The sequence below is a fragment of the Pseudomonas sp. LBUM1670 genome (assembly GCF_059695695.1).
The window spans coordinates 4285346-4305627 of the sequence record NZ_CP166783.1 but is presented as its reverse complement, the minus strand read 5'-3'; the positions used below and the strand labels follow the sequence as shown (position 1 = coordinate 4305627).

At 56.7% G+C, this 20282-nt stretch carries 17 protein-coding genes; 2 read left to right on the top strand and 15 right to left on the bottom strand.

Annotated features, from left to right (window positions below):
• Window positions 1-683: 683 nt before the first annotated feature.
• The 4 genes from ACA073_RS19565 to ACA073_RS19550 all read right to left on the bottom strand — a co-directional run bounded on the left by ACA073_RS19565 (window position 684) and on the right by ACA073_RS19550 (window position 3748).
• Window positions 684-1301 (bottom strand): recombinase family protein, encoded by a 618-nt coding sequence (locus ACA073_RS19565; protein WP_497398770.1) that lies wholly within the window; start codon window positions 1299-1301, stop codon window positions 684-686.
• Between the two features lie 114 nt (window positions 1302-1415).
• Window positions 1416-1634 (bottom strand): hypothetical protein, encoded by a 219-nt coding sequence (locus tag ACA073_RS19560; RefSeq protein ID WP_461953650.1) that lies wholly within the window; start codon window positions 1632-1634, stop codon window positions 1416-1418.
• Window positions 1635-1928: 294 nt separating this feature from the next.
• Entirely contained in the window at window positions 1929-2435 is a 507-nt protein-coding gene (locus ACA073_RS19555) for a phiTE_072 family protein (RefSeq protein ID WP_497398768.1), read from the bottom strand.
• A 965-nt stretch (window positions 2436-3400) separates the two neighbouring features.
• A complete protein-coding gene (locus tag ACA073_RS19550) occupies window positions 3401-3748 on the bottom strand; it encodes a hypothetical protein (RefSeq protein WP_497398766.1) in 348 nt (115 codons plus the stop codon).
• A gap of 240 nt (window positions 3749-3988) precedes the next feature.
• Between ACA073_RS19550 and ACA073_RS19545 the strand changes: the two genes are divergently transcribed.
• Window positions 3989-4822 carry a MinD/ParA family protein gene (locus tag ACA073_RS19545; protein WP_497398764.1) on the top strand — a complete coding sequence of 278 codons (834 nt, stop codon included), beginning with the start codon at window positions 3989-3991 and terminating at the stop codon, window positions 4820-4822.
• Window positions 4823-5301: 479 nt separating this feature from the next.
• Here the strand turns inward: ACA073_RS19545 and ACA073_RS19540 are convergent, their stop codons facing one another.
• The 3 genes from ACA073_RS19540 to ACA073_RS19530 all read right to left on the bottom strand — a co-directional run bounded on the left by ACA073_RS19540 (window position 5302) and on the right by ACA073_RS19530 (window position 10646).
• A complete protein-coding gene (locus tag ACA073_RS19540) occupies window positions 5302-6675 on the bottom strand; it encodes a transposase (RefSeq protein WP_497398762.1) in 1374 nt (457 codons plus the stop codon).
• Window positions 6676-6911: 236 nt separating this feature from the next.
• The gene (locus ACA073_RS19535; RefSeq protein ID WP_497398760.1) at window positions 6912-8000 is read right to left on the bottom strand and encodes a formylglycine-generating enzyme family protein; all 1089 of its coding nucleotides are present in this window, start codon (window positions 7998-8000) and stop codon (window positions 6912-6914) included.
• A 129-nt stretch (window positions 8001-8129) separates the two neighbouring features.
• Window positions 8130-10646 carry an arylsulfatase gene (locus ACA073_RS19530; protein ID WP_497398758.1) on the bottom strand — a complete coding sequence of 839 codons (2517 nt, stop codon included), beginning with the start codon at window positions 10644-10646 and terminating at the stop codon, window positions 8130-8132.
• A 781-nt stretch (window positions 10647-11427) separates the two neighbouring features.
• Between ACA073_RS19530 and ACA073_RS19525 the strand changes: the two genes are divergently transcribed.
• Window positions 11428-12432: an HAD family hydrolase gene (locus tag ACA073_RS19525; RefSeq protein WP_497398756.1), complete on the top strand. Its 1005-nt coding sequence runs from the start codon at window positions 11428-11430 to the stop codon at window positions 12430-12432.
• 410 nt (window positions 12433-12842) lie between these two features.
• Here the strand turns inward: ACA073_RS19525 and ACA073_RS19520 are convergent, their stop codons facing one another.
• The 8 genes from ACA073_RS19520 to ACA073_RS19485 all read right to left on the bottom strand — a co-directional run bounded on the left by ACA073_RS19520 (window position 12843) and on the right by ACA073_RS19485 (window position 20270).
• The gene (locus tag ACA073_RS19520; protein ID WP_497398754.1) at window positions 12843-13598 is read right to left on the bottom strand and encodes a bestrophin-like domain; all 756 of its coding nucleotides are present in this window, start codon (window positions 13596-13598) and stop codon (window positions 12843-12845) included.
• Between the two features lie 310 nt (window positions 13599-13908).
• Window positions 13909-14367: a glycine zipper 2TM domain-containing protein gene (locus ACA073_RS19515; RefSeq protein ID WP_497398752.1), complete on the bottom strand. Its 459-nt coding sequence runs from the start codon at window positions 14365-14367 to the stop codon at window positions 13909-13911.
• Between the two features lie 14 nt (window positions 14368-14381).
• Complete coding sequence (locus ACA073_RS19510) at window positions 14382-14810, bottom strand: YajG family lipoprotein (protein ID WP_497398750.1); 429 nt, start codon at window positions 14808-14810, stop codon at window positions 14382-14384.
• Between the two features lie 63 nt (window positions 14811-14873).
• Complete coding sequence (locus ACA073_RS19505; RefSeq protein WP_497398748.1) at window positions 14874-15551, bottom strand: DUF3313 domain-containing protein; 678 nt, start codon at window positions 15549-15551, stop codon at window positions 14874-14876.
• 47 nt (window positions 15552-15598) lie between these two features.
• Window positions 15599-16861, bottom strand: coding sequence for an OmpP1/FadL family transporter (locus ACA073_RS19500; RefSeq protein WP_497398746.1), 1263 nt, complete (start codon window positions 16859-16861; stop codon window positions 15599-15601).
• A 69-nt stretch (window positions 16862-16930) separates the two neighbouring features.
• Window positions 16931-18547, bottom strand: a complete 1617-nt coding sequence (locus ACA073_RS19495; protein ID WP_497398744.1) for an arylsulfatase — start codon at window positions 18545-18547, stop codon at window positions 16931-16933.
• Between the two features lie 207 nt (window positions 18548-18754).
• On the bottom strand, window positions 18755-19258 hold the full coding sequence (locus ACA073_RS19490) for a response regulator (protein ID WP_497398742.1): 504 nt from the start codon (window positions 19256-19258) through the stop codon (window positions 18755-18757).
• Between the two features lie 463 nt (window positions 19259-19721).
• Window positions 19722-20270 (bottom strand): acyl-CoA thioesterase, encoded by a 549-nt coding sequence (locus ACA073_RS19485; RefSeq protein WP_497398740.1) that lies wholly within the window; start codon window positions 20268-20270, stop codon window positions 19722-19724.
• Between the last annotated feature and the right edge of the window lie 12 nt (window positions 20271-20282).

Sequence of the window (20282 nt, the reverse complement as noted above, 5' to 3'; positions counted from 1 at the left end):
GTGTTGGGGTAGTAAAAGTCAGTTGCCTGCACGCTATGCCGACTAGGAGTACTTTTTCATCCAGGACCTGCGCCCGGTCATGATCATGAATCCGGTCACCCGATGGTCCGGGGGATTCTGCGTCACGTGTTTGGCTCAGTCGTTAATGACAGCAAATGGTCGGCTCGATGTATACGTCCGCTCTTGGCCGCTCTCTGCCGGTCCCTCTATTTGGGTGCATTCGTCAATCTGGGTGTAAACGATGGTCAGCACCAAACCAATTTTTTGGTAATAGGCCGGTCCGTCCAACTGGCTATGCCGTAGACGGGCCTCCTGGTGATGATCCACGCGCGTACTGTTTAAGAAACTATGAAATCTTCTCGCCCTTTAGGGGCTCCGAAATCATCGATTTCTTTGTAGCGACTGCTGAAAACAGCTGAATGGTTCTGGATTCGAACCATGTCATGCTCAAGCTTCTCTTGAAAGTGATCAGCACGGCGGCGCTTAGGCACTCCGGAGTGAGTGCCATGCGGGTTCCCCCATTGCGATGGTGTCTTATCGTCCCGCTGGGAAATTGTGATGATTCCCTCGTGGGGCGACTCCATCGGGTCTGTTGTCATATCGCCAACGCAGATCGGAGCTGCCAGCGCAGTGCTGGCTTTTAGGTCGCCACAGATGACCGCAAAGCCTTTTTACTAGTGTTTTCAGGCGCTGGCCAAGTCCCTGATCCTGAGGACTGTGGTGGTTGAGCAGTTGGCGTGCCTGGCTGTTGCGCGGATGCCAAGGCCTGCACCGAGCAGTTCCGTAACGCGCTTGTGCAGATCTTCATCGATCGGCCGGCCCTGATACTTACCGGCAACTTTGGCCTTCTCAATACCTTGGGCTTGGCGCTCGCGGCGTTGCTCGTAATCCTTGCGCGCAATGGCGGCCATCATCTCCACCAGCATCGAGTTGATCGCGCCCAGCATCCGCCCGGTGAACTCGTCGTCCTTCGTATCCTGCATTCCCTGGTGACTGGTCGGCAGATCGAGCGCGACGATGCGCAGGCCCTTGGAATCAATCGTGGCCTTGAGCTTCTGCCAGTCCTCCACTGGCAAGCGGGAGAGCCGGTCTATCGACTCCACCAGCAGCACGTCACCCTTGTGCGCATCTTTGAGAAGACGCAGCAACTCGGGCCGGTCTGCGGAGGCGCCGCTGGCATTCTCCAGATACACGCTCGCGATGACCTTTTTATGGTCGCTGGCGAACTGCTCAAGTGAGGTCTGGGCGCGGCTGGCGTCTTGTTCTTCGGTGGATGCTCGGAGGTATGCGCGGATGAACATGATGGGTGCCTGTATCAGTTAGGGTGTCCTACTAATACTGTTGCACTATGGGTGTTACTTATCAAGCGGAAAGCGCAAATAAATTCGCATTTGCGCGTATCAGCTCAGGCATACCTATAACTGCCGTAGTCGCATGATGGCGCCTGTGATGTCTTGAGCATTCCGGTCCAGCGTTTCCATGGCCGCAATTGCGTTAGCGGCAACGCTCCCCACTCCATTCTCAGAAAGCCACTTGGTCACCTCCTCAATGGCCGCACATATGGCGTGCTGGTTGTGCAGGACCAGTGTGAGTGCGTCTGCTGTGGCTATGTTGGCTTCAGAGTTATCTGACATGGGTATCGTCCTTGAGTAACTGGTGCGGGAAGACTAGCTGAACTCGCCGCTGGCTCGAGCCACTTCTCCAGATCCGCTGACGCCTGGGCAATTACACTGACTTGACCACCCATTTGCATTCGACCTAACCAGCCATCTGCGCCGGATTTGACCCGCCCCCTTTGCAAACATGACCGGCAGTGAACGACCCGTTTCGGACACTGACTCACGCCGTGATTGAGGGACTGGCCGGTATGTGGCAAAACAGCTTCCGTCCAGTCCCACTCGAAGTGTTTGTTCGGCAAGGCAAACTGTTTATTTACAGCTGAATTGAACTTCGGCACCAGCAAACGAAGAGTAGGGGTTATACGGTCTGGCAGTGGAGCTTTGTACAAAAAGTTGCTTGCCTTGATGTTTACAAAACGCAGCAGACTCTTTCAGTATTTCTACCTTCACTGAGCTACCGTTATAGGCCATCGCATCCTCCTTTTCATAAACGTAGTTGCCTCCGCCAAGGTCAACGATGCCTCGATCCAGGCAGTTCAGGACGTAGTCCCAACCACAATCGGCAACAAACTCCGCGACGGTGCGCGGCCCCATGCCACCCCAATAAGCATTCCAACTCTTGTCCCGGCAGTTGATCGTGATCTTGCCTTGGGCAGTCTGGTAGTTCGGATTGGACTCGGTCGGGCAGTCGCGTCTGCCGAAGTCCTCGAGGAACACGGTGATCGAGTCGAGCCGCGGCGCGCCGGTGATCACCAGCTTCGTCACCGTCGAGCGCACAACCTTCAGTGGCTCAGCGATTTTGTATTCTGTGGGCATGGAGGAACCTTGGCCGGTGTTCGGCTACAGTGAGTTGGTCATCGAAAAGGAGATCGAACATGCAATGTTTAATTTGCCAGGCAGCCTCTAAAACTGCCCACATCACTAGCAGCTGGTCAGAGGTCAGATGCTCGTCTGGGTGTGGACACTTTAGGGTCTCAGCGAACCTGGTTGCGAAGATGAAGTTCAAGAACGAATTCTTTGATGTTGAACGAACAAGACAATGGCTCGAGATGGCTCGGCACGAGGGACCCGCACCGTTGATATCGACCTACGACTACAACGTTTCTTTATTACATCGTGTCACTAAAGAGCGATCTGACCACTTGCCGAGTCGTTCTGGTAAACCGGTAACGTCGGAATAGATGGGTTTCTTATTTCGCCCCGCTGAAGTGCCAACTACATCGCAGCGATGGTTCGGCGCCACATGGGGCGTCCTATGCCGGGTCATGCCCTGCCGGCTGGCATGATTCGTTTAAGTGGGCTATTGGTTGATGATCCGTAATCAGTCCGGATCAAAGAGGGTTCATCTATGGCTATCGATAGGTCGCCGGGGTTCTTTCACTCACACGCCAGCGGCAACCAGGCACTTGTGCGCTTCAAATGGGGCGCTGATAACGATCCCGTACCCGTCGGCGTGCGGGTGGTGGCGCAACTAGACCCAAGGGGCGAATGCCTGATAGGTGAGTCTGACGGCCCATTCCAGAGCATTGACGATGCAAAAATGTGCGGGATTGAGCTGGCCAACAATTGGTATGACCGAGGTAATGGATAAGCTCTTAGCGCCATAGGTGAGGGTGGGTCAGGCGATTGGCGTCATCTGAATTTATGGGCTATTGCTTGATTGCCCAGATCCGGGCATCAGGGAGATAGATATGCGCTTGGTGACTGACCGGCCAGAACCGGTGGATTACGTCCATTCCAGCGGGGAGCAGGCGACGATCGATTTCTTTTGGGGTGAGACCTCAAACGCAGCCCCCATCGGGATCGTTATTTTGCTGAAGGGCAGGGATAAGCCGATAAAGCTCGGCGAGGAAATAGGCACCTGGAGCACATTTGGCGAAGCCAGGCAACGCGGTATCGAGCTGGCCTCCAGATGGATTCGGCGCGACAGCTAATTGCTGTCCGCCGACGCTCAGCGCAATAGGTGAGGGTGGGTCAGTCGTGCAGGTGCTCGAATTTTCCGGTTTGCTGGTATGCAGATCCTGAATCGCCAGCTGCTGGTCGACATTAAAGATCGGCATGCAGGTGTTGCAATGCCCTGCGACCTTAACCGCCTCAAAGTTGAGCGTGCCGATGCTGTGATCACGCAAGCATCGCGGGCAGGTGGCTGAGAATTAACGGCCAACAATTGATTTCAGGCGCCAGGAAAACGTGATTTTCGCACTCAGTACAACCATATTTGACTCCGCTTGCCTGCCATCCGGGAAGCATCAAGTCGGCGGTCATGCGATAGCTAGGAGCCAAGAGTCTGCATTTTTCAGTTACCATTGCATATCTTGGGATGGATAGCGACAACTCGCACGCGTTGCACACGGAAGGGAATCGATAACATGGATGGTGTGCATACTGTACAAGTCATCGCCGTGACCGGCGGAAAGGGTGGCGTCGGCAAGACGACTGTGGCTTTGAACCTTTCATTGGCGCTTGCGGAACTTGGAAGGCGCGTAGTATTGCTAGATGGCGATCTTGGCTTGGCGAATATCGATGACCTGTTGGGGCTTTCCCCGCAGTACACGCTTGCCGATTTAATTGAAGGTCGCTGTGAGCTATCTGATGTACTGATGCAGGGTCCGGGCGGGGTGCGAATCGTCCCCGCGGCTTCAGGCATCCAGAGCATGGTGCATTTATCTCTGGCTCAGCACGCAGGCCTGATCCAGGCCTTCAGTGAAATCGATAACAGTCTCGATGTGCTGGTGATCGACACCGCTTCGGGCATCGGCTCGTCGGTGGTCAGTCTTGTCCGGGCGGCCCACGAAGTCTTACTGGTGGTCTGTGACGAACCTGCCTCGATCAGTGATGCCTACGCACTGATCAAATTGCTTAATCGTGATTACGGAATGTACCGTTTCCGGGTGCTAGTCAACATGGCGCAGAGCCCGCAGGAAGGTCGCGCCTCGTTCGCTAAATTGACCAAGGTCACCGATCACTTCCTCGACGTAGCCCTGCGGTATGTGGGAGCGGTTCCGTACGATGAGTGCGTGCGTAGGGCCGTGCAGAAGCGGCGAGCCGTCTACGAACACTTTCCACGCTCCAAGTGCGCCCAAGCATTTCTGGCAATCGCCCGACAGGTCGATGCTTGGCCATTGCCGAGCAGCCCCAGAGGGCATGTGGAGTTCTTCGTTGAGCAGCGCGTAAAAAATCGAGAAGGTGACAGTCCTCTCTAGGCAGTTTGAGCGGCGCCTAGGGAGGGAATGAAGCTTGTACCAATTTTTGTACCACTGACCGTGTAAAGCAGGTTAAAACCGGGTATTCCAAAGTAAGGAAGTGCCCGGTTTCATTGGCCCTGAGTACGGTGCCTTACCCCTTTAGAATCGCGGTGTAATTCTGTTCCAGTGCAGAAATGCAAAGCCCCGAAGGTTGGCCCTCCGAGGCTTCTATTTTCGCCCCCATCCCTTAATGGCTGGCGAACGTGGCGTCGATGCGATGCTGGCCGACCGGCTGCTCGTGGCCGATTACTGCCCGTCGCGAAGGGCTGAAACCGACCGATTCCGTTGAAAAAGTCAGATTTTCAGTTGGCCTGAACTCAGGCACGACCACCTTCGGAGAACCTCCTCACCACATTGAGTGGTTTCTCGGCCCTTCGTTGACCTTTGCTGCTCTGTTATTGGGTTGATTTGAGGTTTTTCGCTTGGTGCAGGCGCACCTATCCCGTGACTGGTGGCCCTTGAGATGAAAATTTGGCCAGCCGTCGCAGGTTCTGCACCGCAGCGGCCAGCGTGAATTCATCCGTCGCGCCACTCATGCCACGTAGCCGCAGGCGATCCAATTTCAGGATGCGCTTGAGGTGGGCAAACAACATTTCGACCTTTTTACGTTCGTGGCGAGAGCGCTGATATGCCGGCGTTGCTGCAATGCGTCGAGCCACATCGCGAGCGGCTTCATGGACGCTGCGAGCGATCTTGCGGAACGCAGTGTTCGGGCAGCACTTGGCTTTCATCGGACACGTAGCGCAGTCGGTCTGCCGGGATCGGAAGATGATGGTGTGGGCTTTGGTGACGTGTGAACGCTCATTCTTGAAGGCTCGCCATTCGCTGCGCAATGGGTTGCCGGCCGGGCAGCGGTATTCCTCAGCCTCTTCATTCCAGTGGAAATCGTTGCTCGATAAACTGTCGTTCTTGCGCTCGGTTTTGTCCCACACCGGCACATGCGGTTCGATGTCTTTTTCCTCCACCATCCAGGCCAGCATCGGCGCTGTACCGTAAGCGGTGTCGCCGATGAGGCGCTCCGGCTTGATGTCGAACTGCGCTTCGACACGCTCGATCATGGTCTTGGTGCTCTCGACCTCGGCCGTTCGATGAGCCGGTGTGGGTTCCACATCCACGATGACGCCGTGCTCGGTATCGATCAGATAGTTTGTGGAATAGGCGAAGAACGCTGGACCTCCCGGAGCAGCGGTCCATCGGGCTTGAGGATCAGTCAGCGATAGGCGCTTCGGCAGTGTTTCAGCCAGGGCCTCCTCATCGAGCGCTTCAAGGTACTCACGCACGGCGCGGGTGCTCAGGGACGGATCGCTCCAGTTGACCTGTTCATCACCCGGTACGCCGCGCTGGCGACTGGCATCCGCTTTAATGATGCTGGCGTCCACGGCAAATCCTTCGCCCTTGACCAGACCGGCGTCCATGCAGCGACGCAGTACTTCATTGAACAACCAGCGAAACAGATCACTGTCCCGAAAACGGCCGTGTCGATTTTTGGAAAACGTCGAGTGATTGGGTACTTCATCTTCAAGGCTCAACCGGCAGAACCAGCGATACGCCAGGTTCAAATGGGCCTCTTCGCACAACCGCCGCTCTGAGCGAATGCCGTAGCAATAGCCCACGATCAGCATGCGAATCATCAGTTCGGGATCAATCGACGGACGCCCAATCGGGCTATAGAAATCGGCGAGATAATGGCGCAGGTCGCTCAGATCGAGACACCGATCAATGCTGCGCAGAAGGTGATTCGCTGGGATGTGATCTTCAAGGTTGAACGAGTAAAACAGTCGCTCCTGCCCACTCGATAACTGTCCCATCATGCTGTGTGATCCCCCTCCGGCCAATGAAGAGATTTTGCCGGAGGCCAGTCAGGGGAGCTACTTTTTCAACAGAATCGACCCATTGCAGACATTCGCCAACGACTACAAATGGCCGATTGTGTAGAAAAAAGTCGCCCCAGCCTGACGGTCTCTGTATTGATTGGTGAAAACTTCTATTTTGCACGCAGCTACGTCAAATCTTGTCGGTAGAGAATGGCACCCACCTACGTGTTTATTCAGCGGTTCTTTTCCCATTGCTCATTGTTCATCGCTAAGCGAAACCCGAGATGGGACATGGAATTCATAGGATCTGCACCCTGCCTGGCACTGGTTCGAAAGCTCGTACAGTAGCTGTCGCTACAAAGAAAAGAACCACCTCGGATCACACGCTGCGGTGCGTTGGCGGTAACCCCGAGTTCGGGATCATAGCTATCGGATGGCCCCACCGGGTTCACAGCCACCGCACTTGCCGGCTGATGCCCGACTCTAAACGCATCGGCACGATACCAATCGGCGACCCACTGCCAAACGTTCCCGGACATGTCGTATAGCCCGTAGGCGTTAGGTCTGTAACTGCCTACCGGTTTGGTGCCGATCTTGAATTTATTGCTGGACCCGGTCACGGGAAACGGTTGTACCTCATCCCAAGTGTTCGCCATTTTTTCCCCATTGGGTGCGAAATCATTCCCCCATGCATAGGTCGCTTGTTCCAGTCCGCCTCTTGCGGCGTACTCCCATTCAGCTTCAGTCAGCAGGCGCTTATTTGCCCACTTTGCATACGCCTGCGCATCTTCAAGTGAAACCTGCACTACGGGATGGGCTTCCTTGCCCTCAATTGAACTGTCGGGGCCCAATGGGTGGCGCCAGTCAGCTCCGGGGACAAATGCCCACCACTGACTGAAATCATTTAGGGCGACAGGCCTTTCGGTGCCCGCGAAAACCAATGCCCCGGGCACCATGACACTGTCGTCGGGCTCAGGTGTCCCTGGCGGCAGCTGGACTTTCAGATCGTCCCATTCGGGTTTGCGTTCGGCGGTGGTGACATAATGGGTTTCAGCAATGAAGCGGGCGAAATCGGCATTGGTGACGTCGTAGCGGTCGATCCAGTAGCCGTCGAGTCGAACCTTGTGGGCCGGCCCCTCGTTAGGTCGCGCCTGCTTATGGTCGCTGCCCATCAAAAATTCACCCGCAGGCAGCCAGACCATACCCACGGGGCCATTTTCCCCATCACCGAGGGTCAAAGGCGACGGACCGCGAATGTGCTGGTACGCCGCAAAAGCCAGGCCGGCAGACACCATCCCGACTGCGACTAAAGCGATGCCCAATCGCCGATTCCTGATAAGCATTTGCGCCCCCTTGGGTTCTGTAGGTTGTGACCATTTCTAACCCTTTGGCCACGGGTGAAATCCGCGCCCAGGCAGGTACGGTCTGGGCTCCTCACATCCGAAGCGGGCTCAATCTTGCTTTGCCTTCTCCTCCATTGCCGCCTGCAACTTCTTGATGTCCTCGGGTGACAACTGCGGGCGATCGACCTTGATCGTCAACTGGTTCAGTTTGGCCGTCAGAGGGAACGGCGGCTGGTAGTCCGCATCATTCACGCCGGTCAGTGTGTCGGAACCGATGTCGAACGCCTCGTCCCACTGCAGGATCATCGGCAGCGTGCGCTCCATACGTTGTGTGGCGACCACCTTGTCATCCACCTTGAGCGTGCCAGTGCCGGGCTGGGCGAGTCCACTGAAGTCGTTGAACTCGAGCGTGCCCACACCCACCCCGTCGTACTTGAAGTCAAACTCAATCGTGTGCCGGCCCGGCGGTAGCGCCTCAGTGCCTTCCCACTTCAGGCGTTGCAGATCAATCAGATTCCACAAGAACACTGGTTTACCCTTCAGCAGGTAGAAACCATACCCCGAGAACCGTCCTCCAGACGTTAGGATCATGCCCTCGGCACCACCCTGCGGCACTTCAATGTCGGCGCTGATCGTGTAGGAGGTGTTTAGCAACAGCGGCGAGTCACCCTGGGGCAATCCGGTCATCGGCTTCGTATAGACGAACTCCGTGCGTCCGGCGGTGATGTTTGGGCGCGGCGCAATGATGCGCGCAGCCACGGAGGCGTCCAGCGGCAAAACCTGGTACTTCTTGGCTTCGGCGATGAACATCTGCTTCATCTCTTTGACCTTCTCCTGGTTCCCGGCCGCGAGGTTATTGGTCTGGTTGAAGTCGGTGTTCAGGTTAAAGAGCTCAAGCTCCTGGTTGTTCAACGGATCCGCGTTGGCCGGGCCAAAGGCTTCCCACGGCGCACGATTGACCTTAGTGCTCAGAAACCAGCCATCCTTGTACAGGGCCCACTGGCCCATCATTTCGAAGTATTGCGTCGTGTGCTGCGACGGCACCTTGGCATTCTTCGCGTCGAAGGTGTAGGCAAAGCTCGTCCCTTCGATCGGTATCTGCTGGATGCCATCCACCGTGTCGGGCGCTCGGATCGCGGCTGCCTCAAGGATCGTTGGCACCACATCGATCACATGCACGAACTGCTCGCGCAGGCCTCCCTTGTCCTTGATCCGCGCGGGCCATGACACCACCATGTTCTGATTGATGCCGCCGAGCTGCGAGGCATTTTGCTTGAACCAGGAAAACGGTGTGTCGAAGGTCCAGGACCAACCGGCCGACATGTGGTTATAGGTTTTATCGGTGCCCCACACGTCGTAGTACTTCATTTGTTCCGCAACCGGCACACTGATGCCGTTGAAAAAGGCGACTTCGTTGGGTGTGCCAAGTGGTCCACCCTCGGCACTGGTGCCGTTGTCGCCATTGATATAGATGATCAACGTATTGTCGAGCTTGCCCAGATCCTCGACCGCCTGGACGACGCGGCCGATCTCACTGTCGCTGTAGGCGACATAGGCGGCGAAGACCTCAACCTGACGGATATAGAGCTTCTGCTCCTCGGCCGTCAGTTGGTCCCACTCCTTCAGCACCTCTTTCGGCCACGGTGGCAACTGGGCAATTTTTGGCACCACCCCCAGGCGCTTCTGGTTTTCGAAGATGCGCTCGCGCACTTTGTTCCACCCCTCGTCGAAGAGCTTCATCTGGCTGATTTTGTCTACCCACTCCTTGGTTGGGTGGTGCGGCGCGTGCGTGGCGCCGGGCGCGTACTTGATGAAAAACGGTTTGTTGGGGGCGATCTGATGGATACGCGTCATCCAGTCGATCGCATCATCGGCCATGGCCGTGACCAGGTTCCAGGTGCCGGGCGACTTGCCAAGAAACGGATAGATCTGGGTCGTATTGCGGAACAGGTTTGGCTCCCATTGATTGGCATCACCGCCGACGAAGCCGTAGAAGTACTCAAAGCCCATGCCAGTTGGCCATTGATCGAATGGTCCGGCCTGGCTGGCAGCGAAGACTGGCGTGTTGTGGTCCTTGCCGAACCAGGAAGTCGAGTAGCCGTTGTCAAGCAGGATGCGCCCGATCGTCGCCTTGTCCCGGTCGATGATGCTGTTGTAGCCCGGGAAGCCGGTCGACTGCTCCGAGATCACACCGAAGCCTGCCGAGTGGTGATTGCGCCCGGTGATCAGCGCGGCCCGAGTCGGCGAGCACAGCGCCGTGGAGAAGACCCGGTTGAAGCGCAGCCCTTGCTGCGCGATGCGATCCATTGTCGGCGTCGGAATGACGCCACCGAAGGTGCTGGGCACGCCAAAGCCGGCGTCGTCGGTGATGATCAACAGCACGTTGGGCGCCCCTTTCGGCGGAACCACGCGCGGCGCCCACCACGGTTTGGAATGCAGGGCGTCGTCCTGAATGACGCCGCCAAACTTGGGATCGGGTGGTGGCAGTTGCGCACCGCTGATACTGATGGTGGCACTGGGCGTACCCAGCGTGCTGGTAACTTGCTCGGCAAACACGGATGCCGATACCAGGAAGGCGCCGACAATCGCAATGGGAAGGAACGCGATCAACTTGAAGGGGCGCATAGCTCTTTGCTCCATTCGGAACTGCTTAAGTTCGATGGGCACGCTCAGAACTGCGGGGCGTAGGTAGCATTAGCAGTGAAGCGTAGCCGCGGAATCCGCGCCGGTAATTCGGGCTGGCCCTTATTCGACGGGCGGTAGCGCGCTCAACTGCTCGCCAACTCCGGAAATCCTTCCGGCAGGTTGAGCCAGGTACTGCGGGTGAAACCCGCAATGTTCACCCTGTGGGGATTATCCATCCGACAAAACTCCATTTTACTTAAACGTAGTTCCACTTCACGCTCTGAGGAAGTCAGTCAAGTCCGCTTCTGGCCGACTCCCGCCTGTCATGACCGGCAGAGAGCGGCCAAGAGCAGTCAGTCCGACTGGACGTTCGTCACGCTCGTTTCAGCCGTCGATGTCCAAATAAGAGCCACAGCCTGCGCACGGACTGGCAGCGCCGAGCCCAGCGCCAGGCGCGCTGGCTGGGCCTCGGCCGGCAAATACCTGGCCAGCTCGACTTCCACCCTGCGCCGCTCTCGGGGCCTAACCTATGGGCTCGACGCAAACAGCAGGCGCTGGGTTTGCTGCAATTACCGTTGTCTGCGGCATTGGCCAAACGCCTGCTAGGCTTCTTCAACATGCGTTATGGAACGACAGTCACTCAGGAGTCTGCGCTGCAACATTGCAAGCAGGTATTGTCGGCGCTGCGCAAGAGTGTTCGACAGGCTCAAATCCCGCGCCCGCCCGCGAATGGTTTACGCCCTCTCAACCCGGATTCCACGACAATCCGCAAGGACCGAACATGAAACGAGCACCTTCTGCCGGCCACTGGCTCTACGGCCTGACCATGGCCCTGCTTTTACCCGTACTCGCGCAAGCCGCAGAGCCTTTGGCGTCCTGGAAGGAAGGCCCGTCGAAAGCGGCCATCACCACCTTTGTCGAAGCCGTGACCAAGGATGGCAGCAAGGATTATCTGCCGCTGGCCGAACGGATCGCCGTCTTCGACAACGACGGCACGCTGTGGAGCGAGCAACCGATGTATTTTCAGGTCCTGTTCTCCTTCGAAGAAGTCAAGCGTATGGCCCCGCAGCACCCCGAGTGGAAGGAGCAACAGCCTTTCAAGGCCGTGCTCGAAAACGATCACCAGGCACTGGCCGCCAGCGGCATGGACGGCTTGCTGAAAATCATCGGCACCACCAACACCGGAATGACCACCGAAGCCTTCACCGCCAGCGTCAAGGCCTGGCTGGCCAAGGCGCGCCACCCCAAGTCCGACAAGCCATACACAGAGATGGTTTTCCAGCCGATGCTGGAACTGCTCGACTACCTGCGCGCCAATGGTTTCAAGACCTATATCGTCTCCGGCGGCGAAACAGTGTTCATGCGCGCCTTCGCCGAAGAGGTCTACGGCATCCCCCCAGAGCAGGTGATCGGCACCACATTTCTGACCCGGTTCCAGCCTGGTGACGGCAATCCCTCTATCCTGCGTACCCCCAAGCTTGCGCACAACGACGATGGCCCGGGCAAGCCGGAGAGCATCGACTCGATCATCGGCCGGCGTCCGGCGCTGGCCTTTGGCAACTCCGACGGCGACCTGCAGATGCTGCAATGGACCGCCGCCGGCAAGGGCAAGCGCTTCATGGGCCTGGTGCACCATACCGACAGCAAGCGTGAGTGGGCGTACGATCGCCAATCCAATATCGGCAGGCTCGATAAGGCGCTGGATGAAGCAAATTCCAAGGGCTGGACGGTGGTCGACATGGCCGGAGAGTGGAGTCACATCTATCCATTCGATGCTCAACCCTGATACTGCCAAAAACAGGCTCGGCGGTTAATAAGGCGCCGAAAACATTGATATTTGTCAATAAACTTCCGACTTCGGAACTCGGCAAAGTGTCGCGCCGACACGTGAAGGAAAAGTACTGGCAAGGTTTCGCACGAAAGATCAGTTGATATAAAAGTGCCCGGATAGATTGGATCAATCCGGCCACTCTGGCTTTTTAGCACCTTCCTCAAAGTTTCTTTTAGAAATAACCGCTGCAAATTCACATCAAAATTGTTGCTGGATTTTTCGCTGTTCATACCTACGCTTTCTGCGGGGGCATCCGGATTTCGGGAAGGAAGTTTAAGAGAACTTCTCGAACACTCACGCAGTGCGAAGGAGCTCAATATGAACCACAGCATTCGTACAACGATGTTTGCCGCGACGGCATTTGATCAACGGATGATCTCGGCCAGCGCTTGGCGCATCGGCTCACCGGAGACATGGACGAGGCCGGAGAAGGGCGAGTCCAGCTCCAGAATCATTGTGATGCCTCCCGAAACCGCAACCGAACAGAGGCAGAAAACGGCGATAGTCGTGGCATTGCGAGGTGCGAACAAACCGAAGCTGGCGAAAACCAGGCTAAGCCAAAAGATCAACAGGATCAGGAACGGCATCGGAATGTTGCTGGCACGCTGTTCCGCCAGCAGCCAGCGCGCCTGTAAAACATCGTCTGAGAGTGTGAGCGCCTGCGAGCGCAGCCAGCGCTGTCTCGGATCAGTCGGAACAAGCAATAGAATCGATTCTTGTGTCGCCTCCATCATCCCGACAGTCGCTTCGGTTGACTGTGACGGTTCACCCGCGGCCGGGAACAACTCCTGCATTTTCGCCCTCGCGTAGTTGCGCAGGTTAACGCGGGCATCCTCCGCCTCTGGTCCGTAACGCAGCATCATTCGGTTAATGCGGACGATGTCGACGGCGATCTTGGATACTTCACTCGACCGTGTCGAGAACGAACTGTTCGCCGTCGAGATCATCAGGCCGATCACCAAGGCCGAAATCGTGCCGACAATCGCCGCTGAAACGGAGATCGCATTGCGCGACTCATTGCTGAGGTGATGGTCGGGCAACGTCCGCGCAGCAAAGATGCCAATAAGAGCGCCGCCGAAGATAGCGACGAAGGCGATGAGTCCGATAGCGACATGGTTCATGAGAGAAAATTGCGCATCGAATCACCTTGGAATTCCTGCCGTCGTGAGGAAGGCTCGCGCCGCATGCGAGTAGCGAGTCGGCCTTGGTAAGCAGTCCGTTCGAACCGCGTTGCGAGCGGCGCCTATAAATCGTTTACTGCTCTGGTGGAGTGTAGTGCGATTTCAGCGCCAAACCTTCCATGCCCATCAGTTGTCGGCCTGTCGATCTCTTGTCTTCGGAGGTTGCTTGTCATGGTACTTATGCGGTGATTTCCAAGTGTAACTGTTGAAAGCATACTGTTCGGAGTAATACCAAACACCTAAGTGAAACTTAACCGCCTTGCGGTACCACTCGAGCGTCATTACCTGAGCCTTGGATATAAACATTCATGCCTTTACCCAGGGATGGATTGATCGGCTGGGTAACCGATACCAGCACGCCACTTTTGACCCGCACGATGATCTGTTGCGCCTCTATCGGTTGGTCGTACTTTTTCTTCTCTGCGTAATTCCCGCCAACAGCACCGGCGAGCGCGCCGGCAACCATGGCGACATCGCGCCCGGTGCCGCGACCGATCAGGCTACCGATACCGAGTCCGCCGAGGCCACCGAGTACGGCGCCGACGCCACTGTCGTGATTAGTCTGCATCTGGGACAGCGATATCTGCTCGATCTTCCCTGAGCGAATCTCGGTTTCACCGGCACCGCCATCGGTTGATCCCACGGCGGAGCAGGCACTGATCAGCACAGTCGCCAACGTGAGCGTCAGCCAGGACAGGATTGCTTTCATTGCTGTTCACCTCGTTATCGGTATTTGATGGCAATGCCTTTGAGCTTGCGTCCCTGGATCGTTTCAATGTCACGGCTCCACAGCGGGCCAGTCACGTAGGCGGCGACGGGCTGAATGTGGTCGTAAACGACGACCACCGCGTCTGCGCCAAGCTTGGCCGCTTCTTCACGCAGTTTCTGTTCGACCTGAGTGATGGGCGGCGCCGGGTCGACACTGGCATCGATCAGGATTTCGCCCAGTTGCACATTGGATCGCGTAGGTTCTACGCGCAGTACCTGGACTTCGCTGGGCAGGGTCGGCGCGGGATGCTCAACCCCGACGTACGCAGTCGTCTGGGCATCGACCGTCGCGCATGCACTCAGCATCAGCACGCTGGTGATGAGCGCTGCGGCGAGTAACGGCATTTGCAATCTTGAGAATAGAAGTGATGAACAGGTCCACATGTCAGTTGCCCTCTGCTTGAGGCTTGTTCAACCGCCAACGTGTGTCGGCGGTTGAAACAGGGCTCAGCTGCGGATGAACGCCCAGAGATCGGCATTCAATTTGTCGATGGCGGCCTTAAAGTCTTTCGTGGTGATTTTCTGGCTCTCGTTCGACAGCTGACTGCCAAATACCTTGCGTACGACTTTGGCCACGGTCTGATTGGTTTTCGCGTCGATGAACTCGGCTTCGATGAACAGGTTAGTGTCCTGATCCCGGTGACCGGTGGCTGCCTGCGTCGCCCCGACCACGGCCGCGACCGGCACCACTTCATACCACTTCATGCCTTCGTTGGAGGCACTCACTCCGGTGATTGCTGCGCGCAGGATCAGAGGTTTTGACCCGGCCGGTGCTGCGGACTGATTGGATACCACCCGGTATTTCTGGCCCAGCACGCCTTTGGCCTTGCTGGTCATGTAGTTCTGCAATTCGTCCAGCGTCTGCTGATTGACCCGCTCGTTGGGTTTGGGCGCCGGATAGAGTTCCAGCTTGTTGAACACCACCGTGTCGTACGCATTTGCGTTCCACGACGGACTCACCCAGCGCATGGCCTTCTCGCCGCTGGTGGTGGTCACTTCTTCCAGGTTGTTGTAGTTGGGTAGAAAGCCAGAGTATTGGTCTCGTTCCGTAACTTTCGAGGTGCAACCTCCAAGCAGAAGTCCGATCAATGCAGCGCCGATAAACAGTTTTCGGGACAGGTTCATGGTGGTGTGTGCTCCATGGATTAAGTCGTTTTTTCGGTAGTAAGGCATCAGAAACGCCAGGTCATGTTGCCGGTAACAGCTTGAATCCAGGCATTGTCGAACTGACCGGAAGTTCGCGTGCCTGAGGTGGATTTGGTCTGGTCCACCGGCATGTCGCCGAGCCAGACCATGGCCCAGCTGACGTTGATGTCGGTGACTTTGTTCAGCGCATAGGTGGCTCCCGTCGCAACGCGCCAGGATTCGCCCATGGGCACAGTAAACGTTCGGTTGCCATCCGAAACGGCGCTGCTGTCGTACGCCACACCGACGTTCCACAGCAGTTGCGGCGTGGCCTGATACTGCGCGCCGAGCGCCAGTTGCCAGGTGTCTTTGAAATGGGCGTCGATCGTAGTCGCTTGAGCGCCAAACGCTGTGGTGTCGACTTGCACCGCGATCTCGCCGAACGCTGACCAGTCCTGCCAGTTGACCGAGGCCAGCAAGGCCCATTGCGGGTCGAGTTGCTGGAACAGACTCAGCGTTGCAGTTTGCGGCACGGTCATGTCGAGTTGGGTGTTCAGGCCGTCCAGGCGTTCCAGCGCAGGCCCGTCGCCTTTGACGTCCAGCCCGTCCTCGAAGTCCAGATCAACTTTGCTGGTATAGGCCAGGCCGATACGGGTACCGGGTTGCGGGGCATAGATCAGCCCCACGTTCGCGCCAAAACCCCAATCGTTGTCTTTGTACTTGAACTGGCCGTCGCTGCGGTCGGCGAAGCCGAAAGGCTCGCGGTCTATCGCGGTTTGGGCTTGCAGCATGCCGTACATGGCTTTCACGCCGACGCCCACCGACCATTGCTCGTTGAAGCGGTAAGCCACGCTGGGCACAAACGACAAACCGGCGAGGCTGGCGTTTTGTGCGAAGTAGCGCCCGGACCAGTCGTTGTCGTAATTGGCCGCCAGGCCAAAGTCAGCGTACTGGCCGAAGCCAATGCTCCAGTGGTCGTCGAATTGATGGCTGATGAAGAAGCTGCCACCGGGAATCGGGTCGAGGGCGTTGCCAGTGCCGGTGCCGTTGGTGTTTGAGTCACGATCGAAGCTCAGGTCGCCGTAGAGAATCTGCAAACCACCGGTGATCTGTGTGTCGTGCAGATAACTCATGCCCGCCGGGTTACTGGCGATGGTCGAGGGACCTTGAGCACGGGCGGCGGCACCGGCGTTGGCCAGGCCGGCGTTATCGGTGCCGATTTCATAGAGCATGATGCCGCCGGCGTAAGCTTGCTGACTGCACAGGGCACACAGGGTAATGGCCGGCAGGGCGGATGTTTTTATCTGCATGGGGTCACCTCAGCAAATGTCCGTCATAAACACGGGTGGCGAGCGCTGGCCACCCGCGAATTCAACTGCTTATTTGCCCATGGCCGCCCGGGCCGCTTCGATCTTGGCTTTGACTGCTTCGAGGTTGAAGCTCGCGCCTTTTTGCATGGGCGGGAACTCAACCGCTGTTTCAGCCAGTTTGACCACCTGCTGCTGCACAAAAACAAATCGCCAGAACTGGAATTTGAACCACTCGAAATACTCCAGCGAGCCATTGGCCGCCATGTTCTGCGGCCATCCGGCGCGTTCGAACGGGTCGAGGCGCAGGTTGGTCAGGATCGGCATGTCCAGCGTGGTTTTTGCCCCTAGCCAGCCACCAGGCTGGTCAATGAAGCGGTACTTGAAGTCATCGATACGGATTGCGCCCAGCGTGCTCTCGCCGAAGTAGAAAATCTCATGGCGATTGGACGGACCTTTGCCGGTAATCATCGGTGTCTGGTCATAGCCGTCGAGGTGCACTTTGTAAGTGGTATCGCCCAGTTGTTTGCCCTTGAGCAATTCGGCGGTGATGTTCGGGTTGCCCGCCGCCGCGACCAGGGTCGGGAACCAGTCCATGCCTGACATGATGCCGTTGGCCACCTGGTTTGCAGGCACTTTGCCCGGCCAGCGAATGATCGCCGGAGCCCGGAAACCGCCTTCCATCACCGTGCCTTTACCCATGGCAAACGGCGTGGTGCCGCCATCCGGCCAGGTAAAGTTTTCAGCGCCGTTGTCGGTGGTGAAAATCACGATGGTGTTGTCATCCATGCCGTCTTTTTTCAGCTTGGCCATCACGTCGCCGACGATGTCGTCGAGCTGTGCCATGCCGGCTTCCTGTTCCGACCAGCCATTTTGCGCGTTGCGCATGGCTTGGTACTTGTCGGAGAGGTGCGTGACGATGTGCATGCGGGTCGGGTTGAGCCAGAGGAAGAACGGTTTGTTGTCCTGCTTGGCCTTGTCGATGAAGGTGAAGGCCTTGTCGCGAATCTCGTCGTCGACGGTTTTCATCCGGTCCGGATAGAGGGTGCCGGCGTCTTCGATTTTCTGTTTGCCGACCTTGCCCCAGCGCGGCATCACGGTCGTATCGTCAGTCGTCGTGGCCCAGCTGTGAACCATGTTCCGCGGGCCGACGGTGGGTAGAAGATCTTGCGGATAATTGGGGTGCGCCGGATCTTCCATGGCGTCGAGGTGATAGAGATAACCGAAGAACTCATCGAAACCATGCACGGTCGGCAGGAATTCGTTCAAGTCACCCAAGTGGTTCTTGCCGAACTGACCGGTGGCGTAACCCATGGACTTGAGTGTGGTGGCGATGGTGACCGCTTCGGCGGGAATACCAATGGGAGAACCGGCCTGCCCGACAGTGGTCATCCCGGTACGGATCGGCAGTTCGCCGGTAATGAAGTTGGCCCGCCCTGCGGTGCAACTGGCCTCGGCGTAATAGTCGGTGAAACGCATGCCTTCGGCCGCGAGCTGGTCGAGGTTGGGTGTTCGACCGGCCATCATGCCCTGGTTGTAGACACCGATGTTGGACCAGCCAATATCGTCACCCATGATGACCACAATGTTGGGGACTGTTTTGTCGGCTGCTTGAGAGAGGCCGGGGAAAACCATTGCAGACAACAGTACTGATACAGCGAACGCCGTTGATAACTTTGTCCGGTTCATGTCGAGCTCCTGCGTACTTGCGTGAGTACCCTGAGACGAGCCCCCGACCGTCCTTAAAAATTGGATCCCCCGCGAAGAGCGTAGGTACGATTTGCTAAATATCCAGTATTTAGTTTCTCGCCTGTAAGTTGTTGTTTCATGGGCTTTACAGCTGGAATGCTGGTCAGATGAATAGTGGCATCTCATCCACCCAAGGTCCGCGCGTGTCTAGATTATGAAATTCCTGGAATGGCATTGCATTTGAAGAGCTGTGGCGATGGCCGTCTCTAACTGATCCAGCGTGTAAGGCTTATGCAGACAAATCGTCGAGGGCGGGATCACCTGCTCATCGATGAGATAACCAGAGGTGAGAATCGAAGGAATTGATGGCCATTGTTCATTTGCTAGGCGGATGAATTCAGATCCCTGGATTCCTCTTGGAAGTCCCTGATCTGCGATGATCAGGGTGCAATCACCCTTGATACTTATAAGGTGGCTCAGAGCTGAGGCAGCATTGTCTAAAGTCGCTGATGAAAAACCAATCTCAGCCAACGTTTCCTCCAAAAGCATCCGGACCACCGGTTCGTCTTCAAAGACGATGGCGTGACCAGTGGTAGGTATTAGCTCAGCCCAATTTACGCTCATTTTCGATTGCTTCTCCGGGTTGCCCAGGGGGGAAAGGGCCAGTAAGAGCTTTTGAGAGTTTTTAGTATGACTGGCGATGGGGGACAATCTTGATCCTCGGTGAAGACCAAAATCGCTGGAGTCGACCGGCTGCTTTTGGCCGATAGCGACGGTTTAGTTGCGACCGTCGCTGGGGAATTACACCTCCGTCTGCTCTGCCATTTCTAAAGCATCGTAGACTTCAATCCCAAGTATCTGACGGTGCTTTCAAGCTTCATATGACCAAGCAGAAGTTGGACTGCTCTCAAGTTCTTCGTCCTGCGATAGATCAGCGATGCTTTGGTTTGCCGTAGAAAACAAACCGAAAACGAACCCAATAACAGAGCAGCAAAGGTCAACGAAGGACGAGAAACCTCTCAGGTGGTGAGTAGGATCTCCGGTGATGGTCGTACCGCTGAAAATCTGACTTATTCAACAGAGTCGGCCAAAATACGGACGCATGGTGCTGTCCAAAAGCGGGCAGCGATTCAGCCCCTCTTACATTAACGCCGTCAAGAAGAAGGAAGAACCATCAGGATGCCTGTTGCTCTTCGCCACGCAGTTGACCGCTCAATTTGTCGCAGCTCGCTGACCAGCTTGTCAGCCATGCTGGTAGTATCGGCGACTGCTCCGCCAGACCCAACTCTAAGGCGAACTCCGCGGGGGACACGTTGCCCTTAGGGCCACGGAACAGCCCACGCATAATGACCATGCCGAGCACTCGCCCCTCCTTGACGAAGGAGTGCTCGACGAAGCTCCATTTGTCGTCCCAGCCAAGCATGCGGGTATGAATTTCGAAGGCTTCAAACAGCTTTAGCTCACAGCGGAACTTACCCCATACATCGCCAACGATGGGGAACGCCCGGTGGCGTAGAGCAACCCTATAGGCTCCGCTACGCAACACGTACTCCATGCGCCCAACATCCGCCAGAGTGAAGTAGCGTCCATTGGTGACATGCCGATTGAAGTCGAGATCCAGCGGCCACACGCGTAACCGAATGATCGTGGTAGCAAGGCCAGGCATAGGATTGCGCCAGGGGCGGCGCAGCAGCATCCATAAAAGGCGAAACCAGAGATTCATGTAGCGACACCT

Bases quoted from the DNA above. Each gene is read 5' to 3' on its own strand.
- ACA073_RS19565 (WP_497398770.1), bottom strand. From the start codon at position 1,301: ATGTTCATCCGCGCATACCTCCGAGCATCCACCGAAGAACAAGACGCC.
- ACA073_RS19560 (WP_461953650.1), bottom strand. From the start codon at position 1,634: ATGTCAGATAACTCTGAAGCCAACATAGCCACAGCAGACGCACTCACA.
- ACA073_RS19555 (WP_497398768.1), bottom strand. From the start codon at position 2,435: ATGCCCACAGAATACAAAATCGCTGAGCCACTGAAGGTTGTGCGCTCG.
- ACA073_RS19545 (WP_497398764.1), top strand. From the start codon at position 3,989: ATGGATGGTGTGCATACTGTACAAGTCATCGCCGTGACCGGCGGAAAG.
- ACA073_RS19540 (WP_497398762.1), bottom strand. From the start codon at position 6,675: ATGATGGGACAGTTATCGAGTGGGCAGGAGCGACTGTTTTACTCGTTC.
- ACA073_RS19530 (WP_497398758.1), bottom strand. From the start codon at position 10,646: ATGCGCCCCTTCAAGTTGATCGCGTTCCTTCCCATTGCGATTGTCGGC.
- ACA073_RS19525 (WP_497398756.1), top strand. From the start codon at position 11,428: ATGAAACGAGCACCTTCTGCCGGCCACTGGCTCTACGGCCTGACCATG.
- ACA073_RS19520 (WP_497398754.1), bottom strand. From the start codon at position 13,598: ATGAACCATGTCGCTATCGGACTCATCGCCTTCGTCGCTATCTTCGGC.
- ACA073_RS19515 (WP_497398752.1), bottom strand. From the start codon at position 14,367: ATGAAAGCAATCCTGTCCTGGCTGACGCTCACGTTGGCGACTGTGCTG.
- ACA073_RS19510 (WP_497398750.1), bottom strand. From the start codon at position 14,810: ATGTGGACCTGTTCATCACTTCTATTCTCAAGATTGCAAATGCCGTTA.
- ACA073_RS19505 (WP_497398748.1), bottom strand. From the start codon at position 15,551: ATGAACCTGTCCCGAAAACTGTTTATCGGCGCTGCATTGATCGGACTT.
- ACA073_RS19500 (WP_497398746.1), bottom strand. From the start codon at position 16,861: ATGCAGATAAAAACATCCGCCCTGCCGGCCATTACCCTGTGTGCCCTG.
- ACA073_RS19495 (WP_497398744.1), bottom strand. From the start codon at position 18,547: ATGAACCGGACAAAGTTATCAACGGCGTTCGCTGTATCAGTACTGTTG.
- ACA073_RS19485 (WP_497398740.1), bottom strand. From the start codon at position 20,270: ATGAATCTCTGGTTTCGCCTTTTATGGATGCTGCTGCGCCGCCCCTGG.